Origin of the sequence: Curtobacterium sp. Leaf183 (assembly GCF_001424385.1) — a bacterium.
Taxonomy (GTDB): Bacteria; Actinomycetota; Actinomycetes; order Actinomycetales; family Microbacteriaceae; genus Curtobacterium.
Window position 1 is genome coordinate 262,579 of sequence record NZ_LMPO01000009.1, and the last position, 17,067, is coordinate 279,645.

The following is a 17,067-nucleotide window of genomic DNA, read 5'->3' on the forward strand; positions in this document are numbered from 1 at the left end:
TGGGCCTAGTCCTCGTCCTCGTCGAGCTCGGCCTGGACGTCGGCGGGGATGTCGAAGTTGGCGTACACGTTCTGCACGTCGTCGCTGTCCTCGAGCGCGTCGATCAGGCGGAAGACCTTGCGGGCGGTCTCGGCGTCGACCGGGACCTTGAGCCCGGGCACGAACTCGGCGTCGGCGGAGTCGTAGTCGATGCCGGCGTCCTGCAGCGCCGTGCGCGCCGACACCAGGTCGGACGCGTCGGTGATGACCTCGAAGCCGCCGCCCTGGTCGATGACGTCTTCGACACCGGCGTCGAGCACCGCTGTCATGACGTCGTCCTCGGACAGGCCGTCGACCTTGGTCACCGAGATGACGCCCTTGCGCGCGAAGTTGTACGCGACGCTGCCCGGGTCCGCCATGGTGCCGCCGTTGCGCGACATCGCCGTGCGGACTTCGGCCGCGGCACGGTTCTTGTTGTCGGTGAGGCACTCGATCAGCATCGCGACGCCGTTGGCCGCGTAGCCCTCGTACATGATGGTCGTGTACTCGATCGACTCACCGGTCAGACCGGCTCCGCGCTTGATCGCACGGTCGATGTTGTCGTTCGGCACCGAGGTCTTCTTGGCCTTCTGGACGGCGTCGACCAGGGTCGGGTTGCCCGACATGTCGGCGCCACCCATCTTGGCCGCGACCTCGATGTTCTTGATGAGCTTGGCGAACGACTTGGCACGACGACCGTCGATGACGGCCTTCTTGTGCTTCGTCGTTGCCCACTTGGAATGCCCGGACACGGTTCTCCTTGCGTCTTGCGGAACGTCCCGGTCAGTGTACTGACAGGAGGCCCGGTACGCGCCCGGCGCGCAGGGGCTGTGGACAGGTGGTTGCGCCTCAGGCGCTGTGGACGAGGCCGAGGAACCGGCGGTGGAACCGGTCCTCGCCCGCCACCTCGGGGTGGAAGGCGCTGGCGATGACGTTGTCCTGCTGCACCGCGACGACCTGCCCGTCGGCCAGGGCCCCGAGCACGTGGACGCCCGCGCCGTGCTGCTCGACCACGGGCGCGCGGATGAAGACCGCGTGGACCGGGGCGTCGCCCAGGTCGGGCATCGGGATGTCCGTCTCGAACGAGTCGTTCTGACTGCCGAACGCGTTGCGCCGGACCGTGGTGTCGAGGACACCGAGGGTCTGCTGCCCGCCGATGGCGTTCGTGATCCGGTCGCTCAGCATGATCATGCCCGCACACGTGCCGTAGGTCGGCAGTCCCGCCCGGATGGCCTCGGACAGGGGCTCGGCGACGCCGAACGCCCGCGACAGCTTGTCCATCACGCCCGACTCGCCACCGGGGATCACGACGCCGTGCAGCGTGGCGATCTCGTCCGGGCGGCGCAACGGGACGACGTCGGCACCGAGTGCGGTCAGCGACGCGATGTGCTCGCGGAAGTCCCCCTGCAGCGCGAGGACCCCGATCCGCGGGGCGGTGCCGCCGGTGTGGTTACCAGCCACGCTCGGCGAGGCGGTGCGGTGCGGGGACGTCGGCGACGTTGATGCCGACCATCGCCTCGCCCAGCCCACGGGACACCTCGGCAATGACCTTGGGGTCGTCGTGGAAGGTCACGGCCTTGACGATCGCGGCGGCGCGGGCGGCAGGGTCACCGGACTTGAAGATGCCGGAACCGACGAACACGCCGTCGGCACCGAGCTGCATCATCATCGCGGCGTCGGCCGGGGTGGCCACACCACCGGCGGTGAAGAGCACGACGGGGAGCTTGCCGGACTGGGCGACTTCCTGCACGACGTCGATCGGGGCCTGCAGTTCCTTCGCCGCGACGTAGAGCTCGTCGGGACGGAGGTTGCGGAGCGCCGCGATCTCCTTCGTGATGGTGCGGATGTGCTTGGTCGCCTCGGACACGTCACCGGTGCCCGCTTCACCCTTGGAGCGGATCATGGCCGCGCCCTCGGTGATGCGACGGAGCGCTTCGCCGAGGTTCGTCGCACCGCAGACGAAGGGCGTGGTGAAGTTCCACTTGTCGATGTGGTTGACGTAGTCGGCGGGCGAGAGCACCTCGGACTCGTCGATGTAGTCGACGCCGAGCTCCTGCAGCACCTGGGCCTCGACGAAGTGCCCGATGCGGGCCTTGGCCATGACCGGGATCGACACGGCTGCGATGATCTCCTCGATCATCGACGGGTCGGACATGCGGGCGACGCCGCCCTGGGCGCGGATGTCGGCGGGGACACGCTCGAGGGCCATGACCGCGGTCGCGCCGGCTTCTTCCGCGATGCGGGCCTGCTCGGCGTCGACGACGTCCATGATCACGCCGCCCTTGAGCATCTCCGCCAGGCCGCGCTTGACCCGGGACGAGCCGGTGATCGAGGTGCCGTTGGTGCTGGTGTCGGGGGTGCTGCTGCTGTCGCTCATGATGCCGTCCATCCTAGTGCGCGACCCGGCACCGCGCTCCGCGGTCAGTCGCTCGTCGGCCAACCCTCGGCGACGAGCCGCCGTGTGTCGCCGAGCAGCTGGGACATCGACTTGGTGCGGGCGATGATCGGGAAGAAGTTCGAGTCCGACTGCCACCGCGGGACGATGTGCTGATGGAGGTGCCCGGCCACCCCGGCACCCGCGACCTCGCCCTGGTTCATGCCGATGTTGAAGCCGTCGCAGTGCGAGACCTGCCGCAGCACCCGCATCGCCGTCTGGGTGAGCTCGCCGACCTCACGGAGCTCGTCGGGCGAGGCGTCGTCGTACAGCGGGATGTGGCGGTACGGGCAGACCAGCAGGTGCCCGTTGTTGTACGGGTACAGGTTGAGCAGAACGTAGGCGTGCTCGCCGCGGGCGACGATCAGGGCGTCCTCGTCGGACTTGGCCGGTGCGTCGCAGAACGGGCAGTCGTCCTTGTGGCCGCGACCCTCGCCCTCGCGGCCGGCGTCGATGTACGCCATCCGGTGCGGGTTCCACAGGCGCTGGAAGGCATCCGGGACCGCGGCGCCGGTCGCGGCGTCACGGATGACCAGCGGGTCGTCGCTGGAACCGGTGCCGGCGGTCCCGGGACCGACCACGTCGTCGACGTGACCGGTCCCAAGGACCTGCTCGGGTCCTCCAGGCAGTTCCATCAGACCTGCGCGCGCTCGCGGATCGCGGTCAGGATGCGCTCGACCGCCTCGTCCACGGGCACGCCGTTGTCCTGGCGGCCGTCACGGAAGCGGAAGCTGACCGCGCCGGCGTCGCGGTCGTCGCCACCGGCGATGAGCTGGAACGGCACCTTCTGCTTGGTGTGCGTGCGGATCTTCTTCTGCATGCGGTCGTCCGAGTGGTCGACCTCGGCGCGGACCCCGTGCGTGCGGAGCGTCGCGATGACCTGGTCGAGGTAGTCGCCGTACTCCTCGGCGACCGGGATGCCCACGACCTGCACCGGAGCGAGCCAGGCCGGGAAGGCACCCGCGTAGTGCTCGGTGAGCACGCCGAAGAAGCGCTCGATGGAACCGAACAGCGCACGGTGGATCATGACGGGCTGCTGGCGGGTGCCATCGGCGGCCGCGTATTCCAGCCCGAAGCGCTCGGGCAGGTTGAAGTCGAGCTGCACGGTCGACATCTGCCAGGTCCGCCCGATGGCGTCACGGGCCTGGACGGAGATCTTCGGACCGTAGAAGGCGGCGCCGGCGGGGTCCGGCACGAGCTCGAGACCGGATTCCTCGGCGACCTCGCGCAGCGTGTTCGTGGCCTCGTCCCAGACGTCGTCGTCGCCGACGTACTTCTCCGGGTCCTTGGTCGACAGCTCGAGGTAGAAGTCGTCGAGGCCGTAGTCGCGCAGCAGGGAGAGCACGAACTCGAGCGTCGTGGTGAGCTCTTCCTTCATCTTCTCCTTGGTGGTGAAGATGTGGGCGTCGTCCTGGGTCATGCCGCGCACACGGGTGAGCCCGTGGATCACGCCGGACTTCTCGTTGCGGTAGACCGTCCCGAACTCGAACATCCGCAACGGCAGGTCGCGGTACGACCGGGCCTGCGAGCGGTACGCCAGGATGTGCATCGGGCAGTTCATGGGCTTGAGGTAGTAGTCGGCGCCCTGGCGGGTGACGTTGCCGTCCTCGTCGCGTGCCTCGTCCATGTGCATGGCCGGGAACATGCCGTCCTTGTACCAACCGAGGTGGCCGGACTGCTCGAACAGGTCGCCCTTGGTGATGTGCGGCGTGTAGACGAACGAGTAGCCGTTCTCCTCGTGGCGTCGCCGGGAGTAGTCCTCCATCTCGCGACGGATGATGCCGCCCTTGGGGTGGAAGATCGCCAGGCCGGAACCGATCTCGTCCGGGAACGAGAACAGGTCGAGCTCGGCACCCAGCTTGCGGTGGTCGCGCTTGGCTGCTTCTTCGAGGCGGACCAGGTACGCCTTGAGCTGGTCCTTGTCCGGCCACGCGGTGCCGTAGATGCGCTGCAGCTGCGGGTTCTTCTCCGACCCGCGCCAGTAGGCAGCAGCGACGCGCATGAGCTTGGCGGCGTTGCCGATCCACCGGGTGTGCGGCACGTGCGGCCCGCGGCAGAGGTCCTGCCAGACGACCTCGCCCGACTTCGGGTCGACGTTCTCGTACACGGTCAGCTCGCCGGCGCCGACCTCGACGCTCTCGCCCGAGTCACCCTCGGACGCGGCGCCCTTGAGGCCGATGAGCTCCTGCTTGTAGGGCTCCCCCGCCATCAGTTCGCGGGCCTGTTCGTCGGTCACGACGACGCGACGGAACCGCTGGGCCTGCTTGACGATGCGGTCCATGCCCTTCTCGATCGCCTTGAGGTCGTCGGGGGTGAACGGCTCGGCGACGTCGAAGTCGTAGTAGAAGCCGTCGGTGACGGGCGGCCCGATGCCGAGCTTGGCGTCGGGGTTGATCTGCTGCACCGCCTGGGCGAGGACGTGCGCTGCCGAGTGCCGCAGGATGTCGAGGCCGTCCTGCTCGTCGAGCGTGACGGGCTCGGCGGTCTCCCCCGCCTGCACGTCGGCGGACAGGTCCTTGAGGACGCCGGCGACCCGGATGGCGACGACGCCGCGCACCCCGTCGAAGAGCTCCGTGCCCGTCGTCGTGGTGGTCGCGGTCACGGGCTCGGGCGCGGCGGGCGCTTCGTCGGGTGCGGGGGCGACTGACTCGGTCACGTGGTGGGACTCCTCGTTCTGGTGGTGCGGCAATGCTAGTCGGCGGGCGGGGCCGCTCAGGCCGGGACGGCGCCGAGCGTGGTGACGGGCAAGCGCGGTTCGAGGCGCTCGCGTCCCTGCAGCCCGTCGAGTTCGAGCAGGGCGGCGAACCCGATGGCCTGGTAGCCGGCACGCTCGAGCAGCGTGATGGTCGCGGCCCCGGTGCCGCCCGTCGCGAGGACGTCGTCGACGACGAGCACCCGTGTGCCGGCGGGGAGCTGTGCCGGGCGGAGTTCGAGCTCGGCCTCGCCGTACTCGAGCGCGTACTGCTCGCTGAGCACCTCGCCCGGGAGCTTGCCCGCCTTGCGCACGGTCAGCACGCCGACCTGGTGCTGTGCAGCGATGCCGCCGGCGAGTGCGAAGCCTCGTGCCTCGATGCCCGCGACCGCGGCGAACCCGCCCCCGACGGCGAACGGCGCCGCGAGTGCCTCGCACACGCGCCCGAACGCGACTGCGTCCGCGAACACCGGCGTCACGTCACGGAACAGGATCCCGGGCTTCGGGAAGTCGGGGACGATCGTGGTGAGGCGCTGGACGAGATCGGACGCGGTTTCGGTCATGGGACAACCGTACGGGCGGTCGGCGTGCGTCTCGCACCGTGCGAGGTTGGCGGCTGCGCACCGTGCGAGGTTGGCGGCTCGTGCGGGGACGATCGCTCCGTGCGAGGAACCATCCCCGCACGGAGCGATCAACCCGGCACCACACCCGCGAGCGGCCCGAGCGGCCCGAGCGGTGGCGCCGCGCCTCAGCGCCACATGCGCAGGCCGGCGCCGAGCATGACCCACTCGGCTTCGCGCTGCTCGCGTTCGCGAGCAAGCCGCGCACGCAGCTCGGGGTCGATCTGCGGCCGCCGCGTGCGACGGCTCCAGATGATGAGGGACATCCCGACGCGCAGCGCGACCCGGTCGGGCAACGAGACCCTGCCGGGGGCGACGGGCGCGTCGGGCGGTCGGAGGACGGACTTGGTGGACATGGTGGTCACCGTTCGTGTTGAGGAGGAGTTGTGGAGAGCGGCGCGACGGAGCGACCCGCGGCCGGGTGGGGACTGCTCGATGCATTCGCACGGAAATGCGCGGATGGTGGCAGCCGAGAACGACGAATGACCTGACGCGGGAATCGTCCCAGTCGTGCACGACATTCCTCGCGCGCATTCCGCGCGACGTCGATCGGGAACCGCAGGCAGCCGCGCCGGACCAGCCGGACAAGCCCGCCCAACCGAAGGAGCCCGACGAACCGGGGTGGCGGTACCCGATCAAGACCGACCGGACGAGCGGAGCCCGCCAGGGTCACGATCAGCGAAGAGATGCCGGGCCCGGATGACCGGGTCTGGCGGCTGCAGCGCGGGCGCTCAGTTCAGCGACGACCGCGGCGCGAGGCCGAGATGGGGACGAGGACGTCCCGCGTCAGCAGCTACCGCGGAACGGGGCGCCGAAGCTGCCACGGACTGCACGGAACGGCGTCTGCGTGGTGATGATGATGGTGATCATGGTCGGCCCCCTTTCTGCACGAGTTGTACGAGGTGTCTGAACCTTAGCGGCATTCTCGACGTCACCGCAAGCGTTCCTCCGGGATTCCTCGAAATGCATTCGGCATGCACGAAGAACGCCCCGGGACCGAACAGGTCCCGGGGCGTTCTCCGTGTGGATCGAGTTCAGCCGACGAGCGTCGCCGTGACGCCTGCGACGCGGGCGACGAGGGCGTCGCCGTCCACGGTGACCTGCACCGTGTCACCAGCACCGGCCACCCCGTCCACGACGAGCGTCGCGATGCGGTCGTCGACCTCGCGCTGGATCAGCCGTCGGAGCGGGCGGGCACCGTACTCCGGCTCGTACCCGTGCTCGGCGAGCCAGGCGACGGCGTCCTCGGACACCGACAGGACCATGTCCTGCGCGATGAGCCGCATCGAGGTCTCGGCGAGCAGCAGCGACACGATCGACTGCAGCTGCGACGGGTCGAGCTTGCGGAACAGCACGATGTCGTCGATGCGGTTGATGAACTCCGGCCGCATCGCCTCGCGGAGCTTGCCCATCACGCGCTGCCGCAGGTCCTCCTCCGAGAACCCACCGTCCGCCGACGCCGAGAACCCGAGGGCTCCCGTGCGCGACGCCAGGAACTCGGACCCGATGTTCGACGTCATGATCACGACCGTGTTCCGGAAGTCGACCGTGCGGCCCTGTCCGTCCGTGAGCCGTCCGTCGTCGAGCACCTGCAGCAGCAGGTTGAAGACGTCGGGGTGCGCCTTCTCGACCTCGTCGAGCAGGATGACCGAGTACGGGTTGCGACGGACACGCTCGGTCAGCTGACCGGCCTCGTCGTAGCCGACGTACCCGGGAGGGGCGCCGACCAGCCGCGACACGGTGTGCCGCTCGCCGAACTCGCTCATGTCGAAGCGGAGCATCGCCGTCTCGTCCCCGAACAGCGATGCCGCGAGGGACTTCGCCAGCTCGGTCTTGCCGACCCCGGTCGGCCCGAGGAACAGGAAGCTGCCGACGGGACGGTCCGGGTCGCCCATGCCAGTCCGGTTGCGACGCACCGCCGTGGCGATGGCCCGCACGGCGTCGTCCTGTCCGACGACCCGCTCGTGCAGTTCGTCCTCGAGCGCGGCGAGCCGCGTCCGGTCGCCCTGGGTCAGCCGGGACGCGGGGATCCCGGTGGCTCGCGCCACCACGGCCGCGATGTCGGCTTCGGTGATCTCCGTGCTCGCGGACTCCGGACTGGAGGACCGACCTGCGTCCGCCTGTGCGGCGGCGGCGATCCGGGCCTCCAGTTCGGCCGTCTGGTCGCGCAGGCGCGATGCCGCTTCGTAGTCCTCCGCGCTGACGGCACGGTCCTTCTCAGCCATCAGCTCGGCGACCTGGTCGCGCAGTGCCTCGACGTCGACGTCGCCCGAACGGGCGAGCCGGCGGCGAGCCCCAGCCTGGTCGATGAGGTCGATGGCCTTGTCGGGCAGGTGCCGGTCGGCGACGTAGCGGTGCGAGAGCTCGACCGCGGCGCGCAGGGCGTCGTCGGTGTAGGTCACGCCGTGGTGCTTGGCGTACCGCGGTGCCAGCCCGGTCAGGATCGCCACGGCGTCCTCGACGCTCGGCTCCCCCACCGTGACGGGTTGGAAGCGGCGCTCGAGTGCGGCGTCCTTCTCGATCCGGCGGTACTCCTTCAGCGTGGTCGCGCCGACCATGTGCAGGTCACCGCGGGCCAGACGGGGCTTCAGGATGTTGCCCGCGTCCATCGACCCACCCTCGCCGCCACCACCGGCGCCGACGACCGTGTGCAGCTCGTCCACGAACACGATGAGCTCGTCGGCGTGCGCCGCGATCTCGTCCATGGCCTTCGTCAGGCGTTCCTCGAAGTCGCCGCGGTAGCGGGTGCCGGAGAGCATGCCGGGCAGGTCGAGGGCGACGACGCGCTTGCCCTGCAGCAGGCTCGGGACGTCGCCGTCCGCGATGCGCTGCGCGAGGCCCTCGACGATCGCGGTCTTGCCGACACCGGGCTCGCCGATCAGCACGGGGTTGTTCTTCGACCGGCGCAGCAGGATCTCGACGGTCTGTTCGATCTCGTCCGCGCGGCCGATCACCGGGTCGATGCCGCCCTGGCGGGCGCGCTCGGTGAGGTCCGTGCCGAACTGGTCGAGCGTCGGGGTCTCCGACTGCTGCTGGTCGGCTTCGGTGGTCCCTGGCATCGGGCGCCCCTCTCGAGCCGCATCGGCGGCCTGCTGTGCGTACGACTGCATCACCTGCGGGGTGATGCCGGCGCTCGCCAGGAGCTGACCGGTGACGGTCTCCTGGTCCATGACGAGCGCGAAGAAGACGTGCTCGGGGTCGGTGTAGGTGCTGCCGAAGCCGCGGGCCGCCTGGGTGGCCTCGACGAGGACGCGCTGCGCCGAGGGCGTGAGTGCCGGCCGACCCTCGACGGGCTCGGCGGTCGGGGCGGGCAGGCGCTGCTCGACCTCGTCGGCCAGGTGCGCCGGGTCGATGCCCGCGGAGCGGACGACGGCGTCGAAGGGCTCGGTCTCGACGAGCACGTGCAGCAGGTGCAGTGCGTCGAGCTCCCGCTGCCCCTGGGCGACCGCGTACTCGGCGGTGCGCTGGAGCAGGTCGTGGGTGCGGCGGCTGAGCAGCCGGGTGATGTCGACCGGACGTCCCAGCGGTGTGGATCGCTGGGCGCCGGCGTTCTGTGCCGCGAGCAGACGAGCGAGGAACGCGTCGAACGCGTCGTTGCCGTTGGTCGGGCCGGACGTTGCTGGCAAAGGGACCTCCTGGGAACTTGAGTGCCTTCGACTCAATGCAACGCAGGAGGGACCGGGTCATTCCCGGGTGGTGGAAGAAGTTGCGTGGAGTCGACTCAGGTCCGGGCGATGGCCGCCGTGGTCGCTTCCGTGACCGCCAGCAGGTCAGCGGGGGCGATCTCGATGTCGAACCCGCGACGACCACCGGAGACGAAGATCGTCGGGTAGGTGGTCGCCGACTCGTCGAGCACGGTGCGGAGCTGCGATCGCTGGCCGACGGGGCTGATGCCGCCCACGACGTAGCCGGTCCGCTTCTCGGCCAGGGTCGGGTCGGCGAGCGTGGCCTTCTTGCCGCCGACGGCAGCGGCGATGGCCTTGAGGTCGAGCCGGTTCGCCACCGGGACGATCGCGACCGCCAGCGCGCCGTCGACCGAGACGACGAGCGTCTTGAAGACCTGTTCCTCGCGGAGGCCCAGCGCGGCGGCCGCCTCTTCGCCGAAGTTGGTCGCGGTCTCGTGGTGCTCGTACACGTGGGGCGTGAAGGGCACCCCGGCGCGCTCCAACGCGAGGGTCGCGGGGGTGCTCGGGGCAGCGGCGGTCATGCGGCGATCATCCCCTGGTCAGGGCACCGGTGCGGGGCGGCACGCGGGCGATACGCTGATCAGACCATGGCCGTCGTCGAGGTGTTCCTGCGCGCAGTCGCCGCACTGCTCCTCGTCGACCCTGCCTCCGGCGCGATGCCGCTGCTCGCCCTGGCCGGGTTCGGTGTCGCGGTGGTCGCCGCAGCGGTCCTCGTGGCACAGGTGCTGGGCCTCGTCCTCGGGTCCCCCGCCGCCGCCGACGGCTGTGTCGGGGCCGTCCCGCTCGACCTCGTCACGCGGATCGCGTGGAGCCACCCGGACGCTGCCGGGCACGCTCGGCCCCGGGCACCGGGAGCCGTCCCCGCGACCTGACACCGATCGGTGTGCGGGTCGCTCGTCGACCCCTGCCACCACACTCGATCGGAATCGTCATGGACCTGTCCACCCTGCCCCTCGTCGGGCCGCTCATCGGCGGCGCGCTGCACCTCGGTGCGGAGCTGCTCGCCGCCCTGACCGTCGCGCTCGACCCCGTCGCCGGGCCGTTGGCCGCCGCACTCGCCGTCGTGCTGGCGACCCTGGCCGTCCGCGCGCTCCTCGTCCCGCTGTCCGTCCTGCAGGTGCGTGCCGAGCGCGACCGACGTCGTCTCGCCCCGCAGCTCGCGGCACTGCGGCGTCGTCACCGCGGGGACGCCGAACGGCTGCGGCGTGCCGTCCAGGAGCTGTACACGTCCGAGCACGTCTCACCCCTGGCCGGGTGCCTGCCCGTGCTCGCGCAGGCACCCGTCGTGTCGGTCGTGTACGCCCTGTTCACGCACGCGACCATCGCCGGCGCGACGAACACGCTGCTCGAGGCCACGCTCGTCGGGATCCCGCTCGGACACTCGTTCGTCGCGGTGGTCGCCTCGCCGCTGTGGGCGCACGCCTGGGTGCTCGTCCTGCTGCTGGCGGTGCTGGCGGTCGTCGTCGAACTGACCCGGCGGTCGAACCTGCGGTGGAACCCACCGGAGCCCGTCGACGCCGCCGTGCCCGGAGCGGCCGCGACGTCGGCGGTCACGCGCTGGGTGCCGTTCGTGACCGTCGTCTTCGCCGCGGTCGCGCCGTCCGCGGCCGCACTGTACGTCGTCACGAGCGCCGCGTGGACCGCCGGCGAGCGGGCACTCCTGCGCCGCGTGCTCCGCTGAGCGCCTCAGCCCTCGTGCTCGGGGCCCTGGTCGACCGGGTCGTACTCGGTGTCGCGGCCCTGTTCCTCGTCCGGCAGCGGGTTGTGCCGCTCGGCACCGCTGCCGCCGGGGTTCGTCGCGACGTAGTCGGCCTCGCCGGAGGTCGCGTCGTGGCTGACCGGCTCGATGACCTCGGGGTCGGGTTCGCGTGCGTCTGTCATGCACAAGACCTACACCCACCGGATCCGGACAGGTCTCCGAACTCGGTGCACGCGGTGTTCGCACGAGTGCCACGATGATCTCGAGACAGCATCGACCGGACACCGGGAGTGCGCATGGCCGCCGACGACCGCGACACCGACCGCGAACGCGCGCGCCTGCAGGAGATCGCCTGGGGTTCGGGGTCGACGCCCACCGAGGCGGCACGGGCCCGGATCGCGCTGACCGACCTCGGACGCCGCCCCGTGCCGCGCACCGTCCGGCCCGGGTCCGCCGCGTCGGTGACGCCGAGCGTCGCGCCCGCAACCCCGGGACGCGCCGGGTCCTCGGAGCACGCCGAGTCCCCGGAAGGCGCCGAGGCGCCGGCGTCGATGGTCGACGGCCCGCCCGTCGACGCCGAACGTGACGACGACCTGCCGGGCGACATGCCCGGGACCGCTGCCGTCCCGCCGCTCACCGACCACGGGGCGGAGGCGACGGCTCCCGACCAGGGCGACCCGGGCCTCCCGTCCGGCGGACCCGGCCACGGTGCCGACGTGCCGAGCGGTTGGATCCGGGCCCGTGACCGCGCCGTCCGCGTCCTCCGGAGCGCGCGGACGCGGCCATGGGTCGCCGGCGGTCTGGCCGCGGCGATCGTGGTCGCGTTCGGGACCGGACTCGTCATCGGGACCGTGCACCCAGCGGTCCCGTCGTCACCGTCCGTGACCCCGACGGCCGGCACGGTGACGCTGGAACAGCTGCTCGACGCGCCGCAGACCTACGCCGACCAGATCCCGGGGTCGCTCGAGGCCCCGGTGCGCCTGCACTCCACCCGGCTGATCTACACGAACCGCTCCCTCAGCGGTGACGACGCGGCGACGCCGTGGAACGTGTGGGCGGGCGTCGGCACTGACCGGGGGACGGTCTGCCTGGTCGCCACGGCGAACCGGATGGAGGCGTCGACGGCGTGCTTCCCCCGCGAGGACGCCCTGCACGGGGCGGTGTCGATGACCGCGCAGTCGCTGAGCGGGACCCTGACGCTCGAGCTGTCCGGCGGCGGCGTCCAGGGTCGGGTCGCGCAGTCGTTCTGAGCCTCCTGGCGGCGTTGGAGCGCTCCCGTGACAATCCGACGACCTCGTGTCAGACTGGTCTGATCGCACTCGCCGTGGAGTGACCAACCACACATCCGCACACCGAGCGCGCAGCCCGACCCTCCTGGTCGTGGTGTCGTCGACGAGACGTCCCGTCGCGCGCTCCGCCACGCCCCGAGGAGGTCAGCCCATGACGACGAACACCGCGTCGACCCGCACCACGCCCAGCACCACGTCGCTCCACACCCCGTCTGTCCTGACCTCGAAGGCGATCGTCGGGATCGCCGTCCTCGGTCTCGCCACCTTCTTCGCGATCACGACCGAGCTCATGCCCGTCGGGCTGCTCGGCACGATGAGCTCGGACCTCGGCGTGTCCGAGTCGACCATGGGCATCGTGATCACCGTCTACGCCGCAGCCGTCGCCCTGCTCGCGCTGCCGCTCACGTCGCTGACCGCTCGACTCCCCCGCAAGGGCGTCCTGGTCGCGACGCTCGTCGGGTACACCGTGTCGAACCTGATGGTCGCGCTCGCGCCCTCGTTCGCCGTGGTCTGCGCTGGCCGCGTCGTCGGCGGTGTCGCCCACGCGCTGTTCTTCTCGGTCGCCTCGGCCTACGCGACCCGGATCGTGCCGCCCCGCCTGGCCGGACGGGCGATCGCCTTCGTGTACTCAGGCAGCTCGCTCGGGTTCGTCGTCGGAGTCCCGCTCGCCACCGGTGTCGGGCAGTCGATCGGCTGGCGGCCGGCCGTCGGGGCCGTCGCCGTGTGCGCCGCCGTCCTGGCCGTCGTCGCCGCGGCGTTCCTGCCGGCGGTCGCCGGCACCGCGTCGCCGCACATCGGGTCACCGAAGGCCTGGGCTCGCACCGGTCTGCTCGCGGTGGTCACGGCGGACCTGCTGCTCTTCGCGGGGCACTACGTCGTCTACACGTACATCGGTCCGTACGTGATCGACGCCGGGCTGGACGCCGGTCTCGTGAGCGGTGCGCTGCTCGTGCTGGGCGGCACCGGGGTGATCGGACTCTGGCTCGCCGGCATGTTCGTCGACCGTGCCCCACGGCAGACGCTCATCGCAGCCGTGGCCGCGATGGCCGCGGCGTTCGTCGCGCTGCCGTTCGTGCACGGGTCGCTCCTCGGCACGATGGTCGTCGCCGGCGTCTGGATGGCGGCGAACGGCACGACCGGCACGCTGTTCATGGCCGCGGCGATCCGCACGGGCGGGGTCTCCCCCGACATCGCCGGAGCGCTGGTCAACGGCGCGTCGAACATCGGGATCGCGGGCGGTGCGGCCATCGGCGGGCAGGTGCTCGGGCTGACGGGCTTGCAGATGCTGCCGGTCGCCGGGGCCGTGGTGCTGCTCGGATCGCTCGGCGTGGTGGTCGCGGCGCGCCGGGGCTTCCCGATGCACTCGACGCACCAGGAGCACCTGTCGACCTCGTCCATCGAGGCGATCACGTCCTCCCTGGCCGTCGTCACGACGTCGATCCCGACGATCAGCCGGGCGATCCAGACGGTCACCGGCTCGGTCGCGACGATCACCGGCACGACGCGGACGCACCGCACGCGCTGACGCGCGCGCTGTGACCGCCGAGCGGCACAGAACCACAGAACGGACACAGCACCACGTCGATCCGTGGTGCTGTGTCCGTTCCGCGGTGCGGCGACCAGGTCCGGGTCGGCCGGGAGGCCCGGCGCAGCCCGGTCGCGCGGGTTCAGTCCTGCAGGTGCTCCGTCCGACGGCGGTTGCGGGCGGCGCGGAAGGTCAGCAGCCCGCCGCCGAGCAGCACGAGGATGCCGGCAGCGATCGCCGCCGGCGCGATCTCGGCACCCGTGAAGGCGAGCGGACCGCTCACGCCCGATCCGCCGGAGCCCGCCCCCGCCGGCGGGACGGTCGGAGCCGGAGCCGGGGTCGGCGTGGGCGTCGGGGTCGGCGTGGGCGTGACCACAGCCGCGGGCAGGACGAACGCGAGCGGAGTGGGCGTCGCGCCCGCGGCCACCGTCGTTACCACCTGCGGGTCGGTCGCCTGTGCACCGCTGCCGGCGACGACCGAGTACTCCGTCGCAGGCTGCAGGCCGACGAGGTCGAACGCACCGTCGGCGTCGGTCGTGGCGGTCACCGGTTCGCCAGAGCCGGTCGGGGTGGCGACGACCTCGACGTCCGCCGCGGGGGCGCCGTCGGCGTCGTTCACGGTGCCGGGCTGGTCGACGGTCGGGAGCGGGAGGACGAAGTCCGCCGGCGTCGGAGCGGCGCCGGTGGCGACGGTCGTGACGAGCTGCGGGTCGGTCCCGTCCACGGTGATCCGGTAGTCGGTACCGGGGGTCAGACCCGTCAGGTCGTAGGACCCGTCGGCGTTCGTGGTGACGACGATGACCGCACCGGAACCCGCGTCGACCGGGCGCGCGGTCACGGTGGTGCCCCCGACGGGAGTGCCGTCGGTGTACGTCACCGATCCCGCCTGCGAGACCGTGACGGGCACGGGCGTGACGAACGGGAAGTCCGCCGTCGAGGTGCCCCCGGCGGTCGTGGTCACCGAGGTCTCCGTGGGACCGTCGGCACCGGGCACGGGAGCCGCGGTCCGCACGGTGTAGTCACCGGGGAGCACCCGGAACTCGTAGGTGCCGTCGGCGTCGGCTTCGGTCGTCGCGACGACCTGGTCGCCCTGCACCAGCTCCACGACCGCGGCGTCGCTCGGGGCAGTCCCGTCGAGGGTCACCCGCCCGCTGATCGTCGACAGTGCGGCCTGGATGACGAGCGGCTGGGCGACCACGGTGGCTTTTCCGTCCGCGCCGGTCGTCACCGGCACCGCGGTGGCCCCGGTCGTGCTGGCCACGACGGCGGTGTCCGCGGGCAGCCCGGACGCGGTGTAGGAGCCGTCGCCGTCGGTCACCGTCTCGGCGAGGACTGCTCCCGTTGCGGGGTCCGTGATCGTCACGGGCACGTCGGCGACCGGCGTGCCAGCGGTGTCGACCACCGTGCCGGTCAGGGCGACGGTTCCCGGCGGGGTGAGGAAGTCGAAGTCGGCGTTCGTCACGTCACCGCGCAGCGAGACCATGCCGGGTGCGGCCTGCACGGTGGCGTTGTCCGGGGTCGCGATCGCGACCTGGTAGCCATCGGCCTGCGTCAGCGCGTCGAAGGAGTACGCGCCCTGGTCGTCAGTCGTGGTGGTGTACTCGGAGCCGTTCGGCGCGGTCACGGTCACGACGGTGTTCGGCAGCGGCGCGCCGTCGAGCCGCGCGGCGCCCGACAGCGAGGAGGTCTTGTTGGCGAACCAGGTCTGGTAGACCGGCAGGCCGCTGCGCTGCTGGTAGGTGATGGTGAGGGTCCCCAGCGAAACAGTCGGCGTGAACCACGCCGATGCCCCTGCCGTGTCGTTCGCCGCCGTGTTGCCGATGAGCACGCCGGTGGTGGGGTCCCAGGTCGGCGTGTCCTGACCGGGCGCGACCCCGCCCGGGTCCGGCGGGCAGCTCCACCCACCGGGCGACACCGTCGAGCACGAGTTGTACGAACCCTGGTAGCCGAGATCGGCGATGGGCGCCGGTTGCCCGTTCGCCAGGGTCGCCGAGATCGTCGCCTGGTCGGCGTCGATGTCGCCGAGCACGAAGGACCACCCGCCGGCACCCGGTGTGCCGCCAGCGAAGGTGTAGGTCGTCTCGGCCGGCGCGTCAGGGCGATCGAATGCCGGCCGCTGGTTCAGGTAGGTGTTGTACCGGCTGTTGCCGTAGACCGCGCCGGGCGGCGTTGCCGGTCCCTGTCCCGTCGTGGCGCCGCTGATCACCTGGGCCTGTCGCGAGCTCGACGTGAAGGTCGTCTCCGGGAACCCGGGCAGCGCGACCGAGCCGGTGTAGGCACGGGCGGTCCCACTGACCTCGAAAGCACCCCAGTGCCCGGCGGTGGCTGCCGACGCACTCGTCGCGCCTCCGAGCGCCAGCCCTGCGCTGAGCACGATCCCGATCAACCCGGCTGTGATCATCCGCCACCGGCGCATGTGTTCTCCCCTGTTCGCGCGACGGCCTGCCTCGACGCTCGCTCAGGTTATCCAGCACGCGGCACGGCTGTCCGGTTCGCGACCGTTCCGTGACGAAGCCGTCACCCCGCCGAGGACACCAGCACGTCCAGCGCATCGAGCGCGGGGACCTGCCCGGCCACCAGGAGGCCGCGCGCCCGCTCGATCGGCACCCACTGCGCGTCGTCGACCTCCGGCACCTCGACGGACCGGCCCGAGCCCCGGGGCAGCTCGAGTCGGACGGTGTTGCTGCACACCGCGGCCACCGCGAAGTCCGGCGCCTGCCCGACGAAGACCGTGACGCGCTTGCCGGAGGCCTGTCGGAAGGTCCCGAGCAGCACGAGCGGGACGTCGGGCACCGCGACCCCGATCTCCTCGCCGAACTCGCGGACGGCGGCGTCGAGCGGGTCCTCCACGGCGTCGTGCTCGCCCTTCGGGATCGACCAGGCCCGCTCACGCCGCCGCCAGAACGGCCCGCCCATGTGGGCGATGAACACCTCGATGCCGCCGGACGGAGCGGTCCGCCACAGCATCACCCCCGCGCTCTGCACCATGCCGTGAACGTACGCTCGCGGTCCTCGCAGACGACCCCCAGCGCACCGCGTGGTGCTGTCGGTCCGCGCGGAGTAACTTCGCCCGCAGGAGCGCCGCGAGACGCCCCGTCGGATCT

Annotated in this window: 16 protein-coding genes; 4 read left to right on the forward strand and 12 right to left on the reverse strand. The window is 71.5% G+C overall.

Going from position 1 to position 17,067, the window contains the following annotated elements; translation table 11 throughout:
* Positions 1-5 precede the first annotated feature (5 nt).
* From ASG04_RS12065 to ybaK, 9 genes are all read right to left on the reverse strand, one after another.
* The gene (locus tag ASG04_RS12065; protein ID WP_056124606.1) at positions 6-770 is read right to left on the reverse strand and encodes a YebC/PmpR family DNA-binding transcriptional regulator; all 765 of its coding nucleotides are present in this window, start codon (positions 768-770) and stop codon (positions 6-8) included.
* A 97-nt stretch (positions 771-867) separates the two neighbouring features.
* Positions 868-1,479, reverse strand: coding sequence for a pyridoxal 5'-phosphate synthase glutaminase subunit PdxT (gene pdxT, locus ASG04_RS12070; RefSeq protein ID WP_056124609.1), 612 nt, complete (start codon positions 1,477-1,479; stop codon positions 868-870).
* Positions 1,469-2,395, reverse strand: a complete 927-nt coding sequence (pdxS, locus tag ASG04_RS12075; protein ID WP_056125755.1) for a pyridoxal 5'-phosphate synthase lyase subunit PdxS — start codon at positions 2,393-2,395, stop codon at positions 1,469-1,471. The genes pdxT and pdxS overlap by 11 nt, the downstream gene beginning before the upstream one ends.
* A gap of 44 nt (positions 2,396-2,439) precedes the next feature.
* The gene (locus ASG04_RS12080) at positions 2,440-3,087 is read right to left on the reverse strand and encodes an HIT family protein (protein ID WP_082518093.1); all 648 of its coding nucleotides are present in this window, start codon (positions 3,085-3,087) and stop codon (positions 2,440-2,442) included.
* A complete protein-coding gene (gene thrS, locus ASG04_RS12085) occupies positions 3,087-5,054 on the reverse strand; it encodes a threonine--tRNA ligase (protein ID WP_056125758.1) in 1,968 nt (655 codons plus the stop codon). The genes ASG04_RS12080 and thrS overlap by 1 nt, the downstream gene beginning before the upstream one ends.
* A gap of 110 nt (positions 5,055-5,164) precedes the next feature.
* The gene (locus ASG04_RS12090; RefSeq protein ID WP_056124612.1) at positions 5,165-5,707 is read right to left on the reverse strand and encodes an adenine phosphoribosyltransferase; all 543 of its coding nucleotides are present in this window, start codon (positions 5,705-5,707) and stop codon (positions 5,165-5,167) included.
* Positions 5,708-5,892: 185 nt separating this feature from the next.
* Positions 5,893-6,120 carry a hypothetical protein gene (locus ASG04_RS12095; RefSeq protein WP_156463649.1) on the reverse strand — a complete coding sequence of 76 codons (228 nt, stop codon included), beginning with the start codon at positions 6,118-6,120 and terminating at the stop codon, positions 5,893-5,895.
* Positions 6,121-6,798: 678 nt separating this feature from the next.
* On the reverse strand, positions 6,799-9,390 hold the full coding sequence (locus tag ASG04_RS12100) for an ATP-dependent Clp protease ATP-binding subunit (RefSeq protein ID WP_056124619.1): 2,592 nt from the start codon (positions 9,388-9,390) through the stop codon (positions 6,799-6,801).
* Between the two features lie 95 nt (positions 9,391-9,485).
* Positions 9,486-9,971, reverse strand: a complete 486-nt coding sequence (gene ybaK, locus ASG04_RS12105) for a Cys-tRNA(Pro) deacylase (RefSeq protein WP_056124621.1) — start codon at positions 9,969-9,971, stop codon at positions 9,486-9,488.
* Between the two features lie 66 nt (positions 9,972-10,037).
* Here ybaK and ASG04_RS12110 point away from each other — a divergent pair, with 66 nt between their 5' ends.
* Together ASG04_RS12110 and yidC are read left to right on the forward strand one after the other, a co-directional pair.
* Positions 10,038-10,322, forward strand: a complete 285-nt coding sequence (locus ASG04_RS12110) for a DUF6412 domain-containing protein (RefSeq protein ID WP_056124624.1) — start codon at positions 10,038-10,040, stop codon at positions 10,320-10,322.
* A gap of 59 nt (positions 10,323-10,381) precedes the next feature.
* Positions 10,382-11,131 (forward strand): membrane protein insertase YidC, encoded by a 750-nt coding sequence (gene yidC / locus ASG04_RS12115; RefSeq protein WP_056124626.1) that lies wholly within the window; start codon positions 10,382-10,384, stop codon positions 11,129-11,131.
* 5 nt (positions 11,132-11,136) lie between these two features.
* On the opposite strand, the gene ASG04_RS12120 is transcribed toward yidC, so the two are convergent.
* Entirely contained in the window at positions 11,137-11,331 is a 195-nt protein-coding gene (locus ASG04_RS12120) for a hypothetical protein (RefSeq protein ID WP_056124628.1), read from the reverse strand.
* Positions 11,332-11,445: 114 nt separating this feature from the next.
* Here ASG04_RS12120 and ASG04_RS12125 point away from each other — a divergent pair, with 114 nt between their 5' ends.
* A complete protein-coding gene (locus ASG04_RS12125; RefSeq protein WP_056124631.1) occupies positions 11,446-12,399 on the forward strand; it encodes a hypothetical protein in 954 nt (317 codons plus the stop codon).
* A gap of 190 nt (positions 12,400-12,589) precedes the next feature.
* Positions 12,590-13,963: an MFS transporter gene (locus ASG04_RS12130; protein WP_056124632.1), complete on the forward strand. Its 1,374-nt coding sequence runs from the start codon at positions 12,590-12,592 to the stop codon at positions 13,961-13,963.
* Between the two features lie 142 nt (positions 13,964-14,105).
* Here the strand turns inward: ASG04_RS12130 and ASG04_RS12135 are convergent, their stop codons facing one another.
* Positions 14,106-16,379, reverse strand: coding sequence for a collagen binding domain-containing protein (locus ASG04_RS12135; protein ID WP_056124635.1), 2,274 nt, complete (start codon positions 16,377-16,379; stop codon positions 14,106-14,108).
* 101 nt (positions 16,380-16,480) lie between these two features.
* The gene (locus ASG04_RS12140) at positions 16,481-16,951 is read right to left on the reverse strand and encodes an NUDIX domain-containing protein (RefSeq protein ID WP_056124637.1); all 471 of its coding nucleotides are present in this window, start codon (positions 16,949-16,951) and stop codon (positions 16,481-16,483) included.
* Between the last annotated feature and the right edge of the window lie 116 nt (positions 16,952-17,067).

Excerpts from the sequence above, each read along its gene's own strand:
- ASG04_RS12130 (WP_056124632.1), top strand. The coding sequence starts at position 12,590 with ATGACGACGAACACCGCGTCGACCCGCACCACGCCCAGCACCACGTCG.
- ASG04_RS12125 (WP_056124631.1), top strand. The coding sequence starts at position 11,446 with ATGGCCGCCGACGACCGCGACACCGACCGCGAACGCGCGCGCCTGCAG.
- pdxS (WP_056125755.1), bottom strand. The coding sequence starts at position 2,395 with ATGAGCGACAGCAGCAGCACCCCCGACACCAGCACCAACGGCACCTCG.
- ASG04_RS12110 (WP_056124624.1), top strand. The coding sequence starts at position 10,038 with ATGGCCGTCGTCGAGGTGTTCCTGCGCGCAGTCGCCGCACTGCTCCTC.
- ASG04_RS12090 (WP_056124612.1), bottom strand. The coding sequence starts at position 5,707 with ATGACCGAAACCGCGTCCGATCTCGTCCAGCGCCTCACCACGATCGTC.
- ybaK (WP_056124621.1), bottom strand. The coding sequence starts at position 9,971 with ATGACCGCCGCTGCCCCGAGCACCCCCGCGACCCTCGCGTTGGAGCGC.
- ASG04_RS12120 (WP_056124628.1), bottom strand. The coding sequence starts at position 11,331 with ATGACAGACGCACGCGAACCCGACCCCGAGGTCATCGAGCCGGTCAGC.
- ASG04_RS12140 (WP_056124637.1), bottom strand. The coding sequence starts at position 16,951 with ATGGTGCAGAGCGCGGGGGTGATGCTGTGGCGGACCGCTCCGTCCGGC.
- ASG04_RS12080 (WP_082518093.1), bottom strand. The coding sequence starts at position 3,087 with ATGGAACTGCCTGGAGGACCCGAGCAGGTCCTTGGGACCGGTCACGTC.
- ASG04_RS12135 (WP_056124635.1), bottom strand. The coding sequence starts at position 16,379 with ATGCGCCGGTGGCGGATGATCACAGCCGGGTTGATCGGGATCGTGCTC.
- yidC (WP_056124626.1), top strand. The coding sequence starts at position 10,382 with ATGGACCTGTCCACCCTGCCCCTCGTCGGGCCGCTCATCGGCGGCGCG.
- ASG04_RS12095 (WP_156463649.1), bottom strand. The coding sequence starts at position 6,120 with ATGTCCACCAAGTCCGTCCTCCGACCGCCCGACGCGCCCGTCGCCCCC.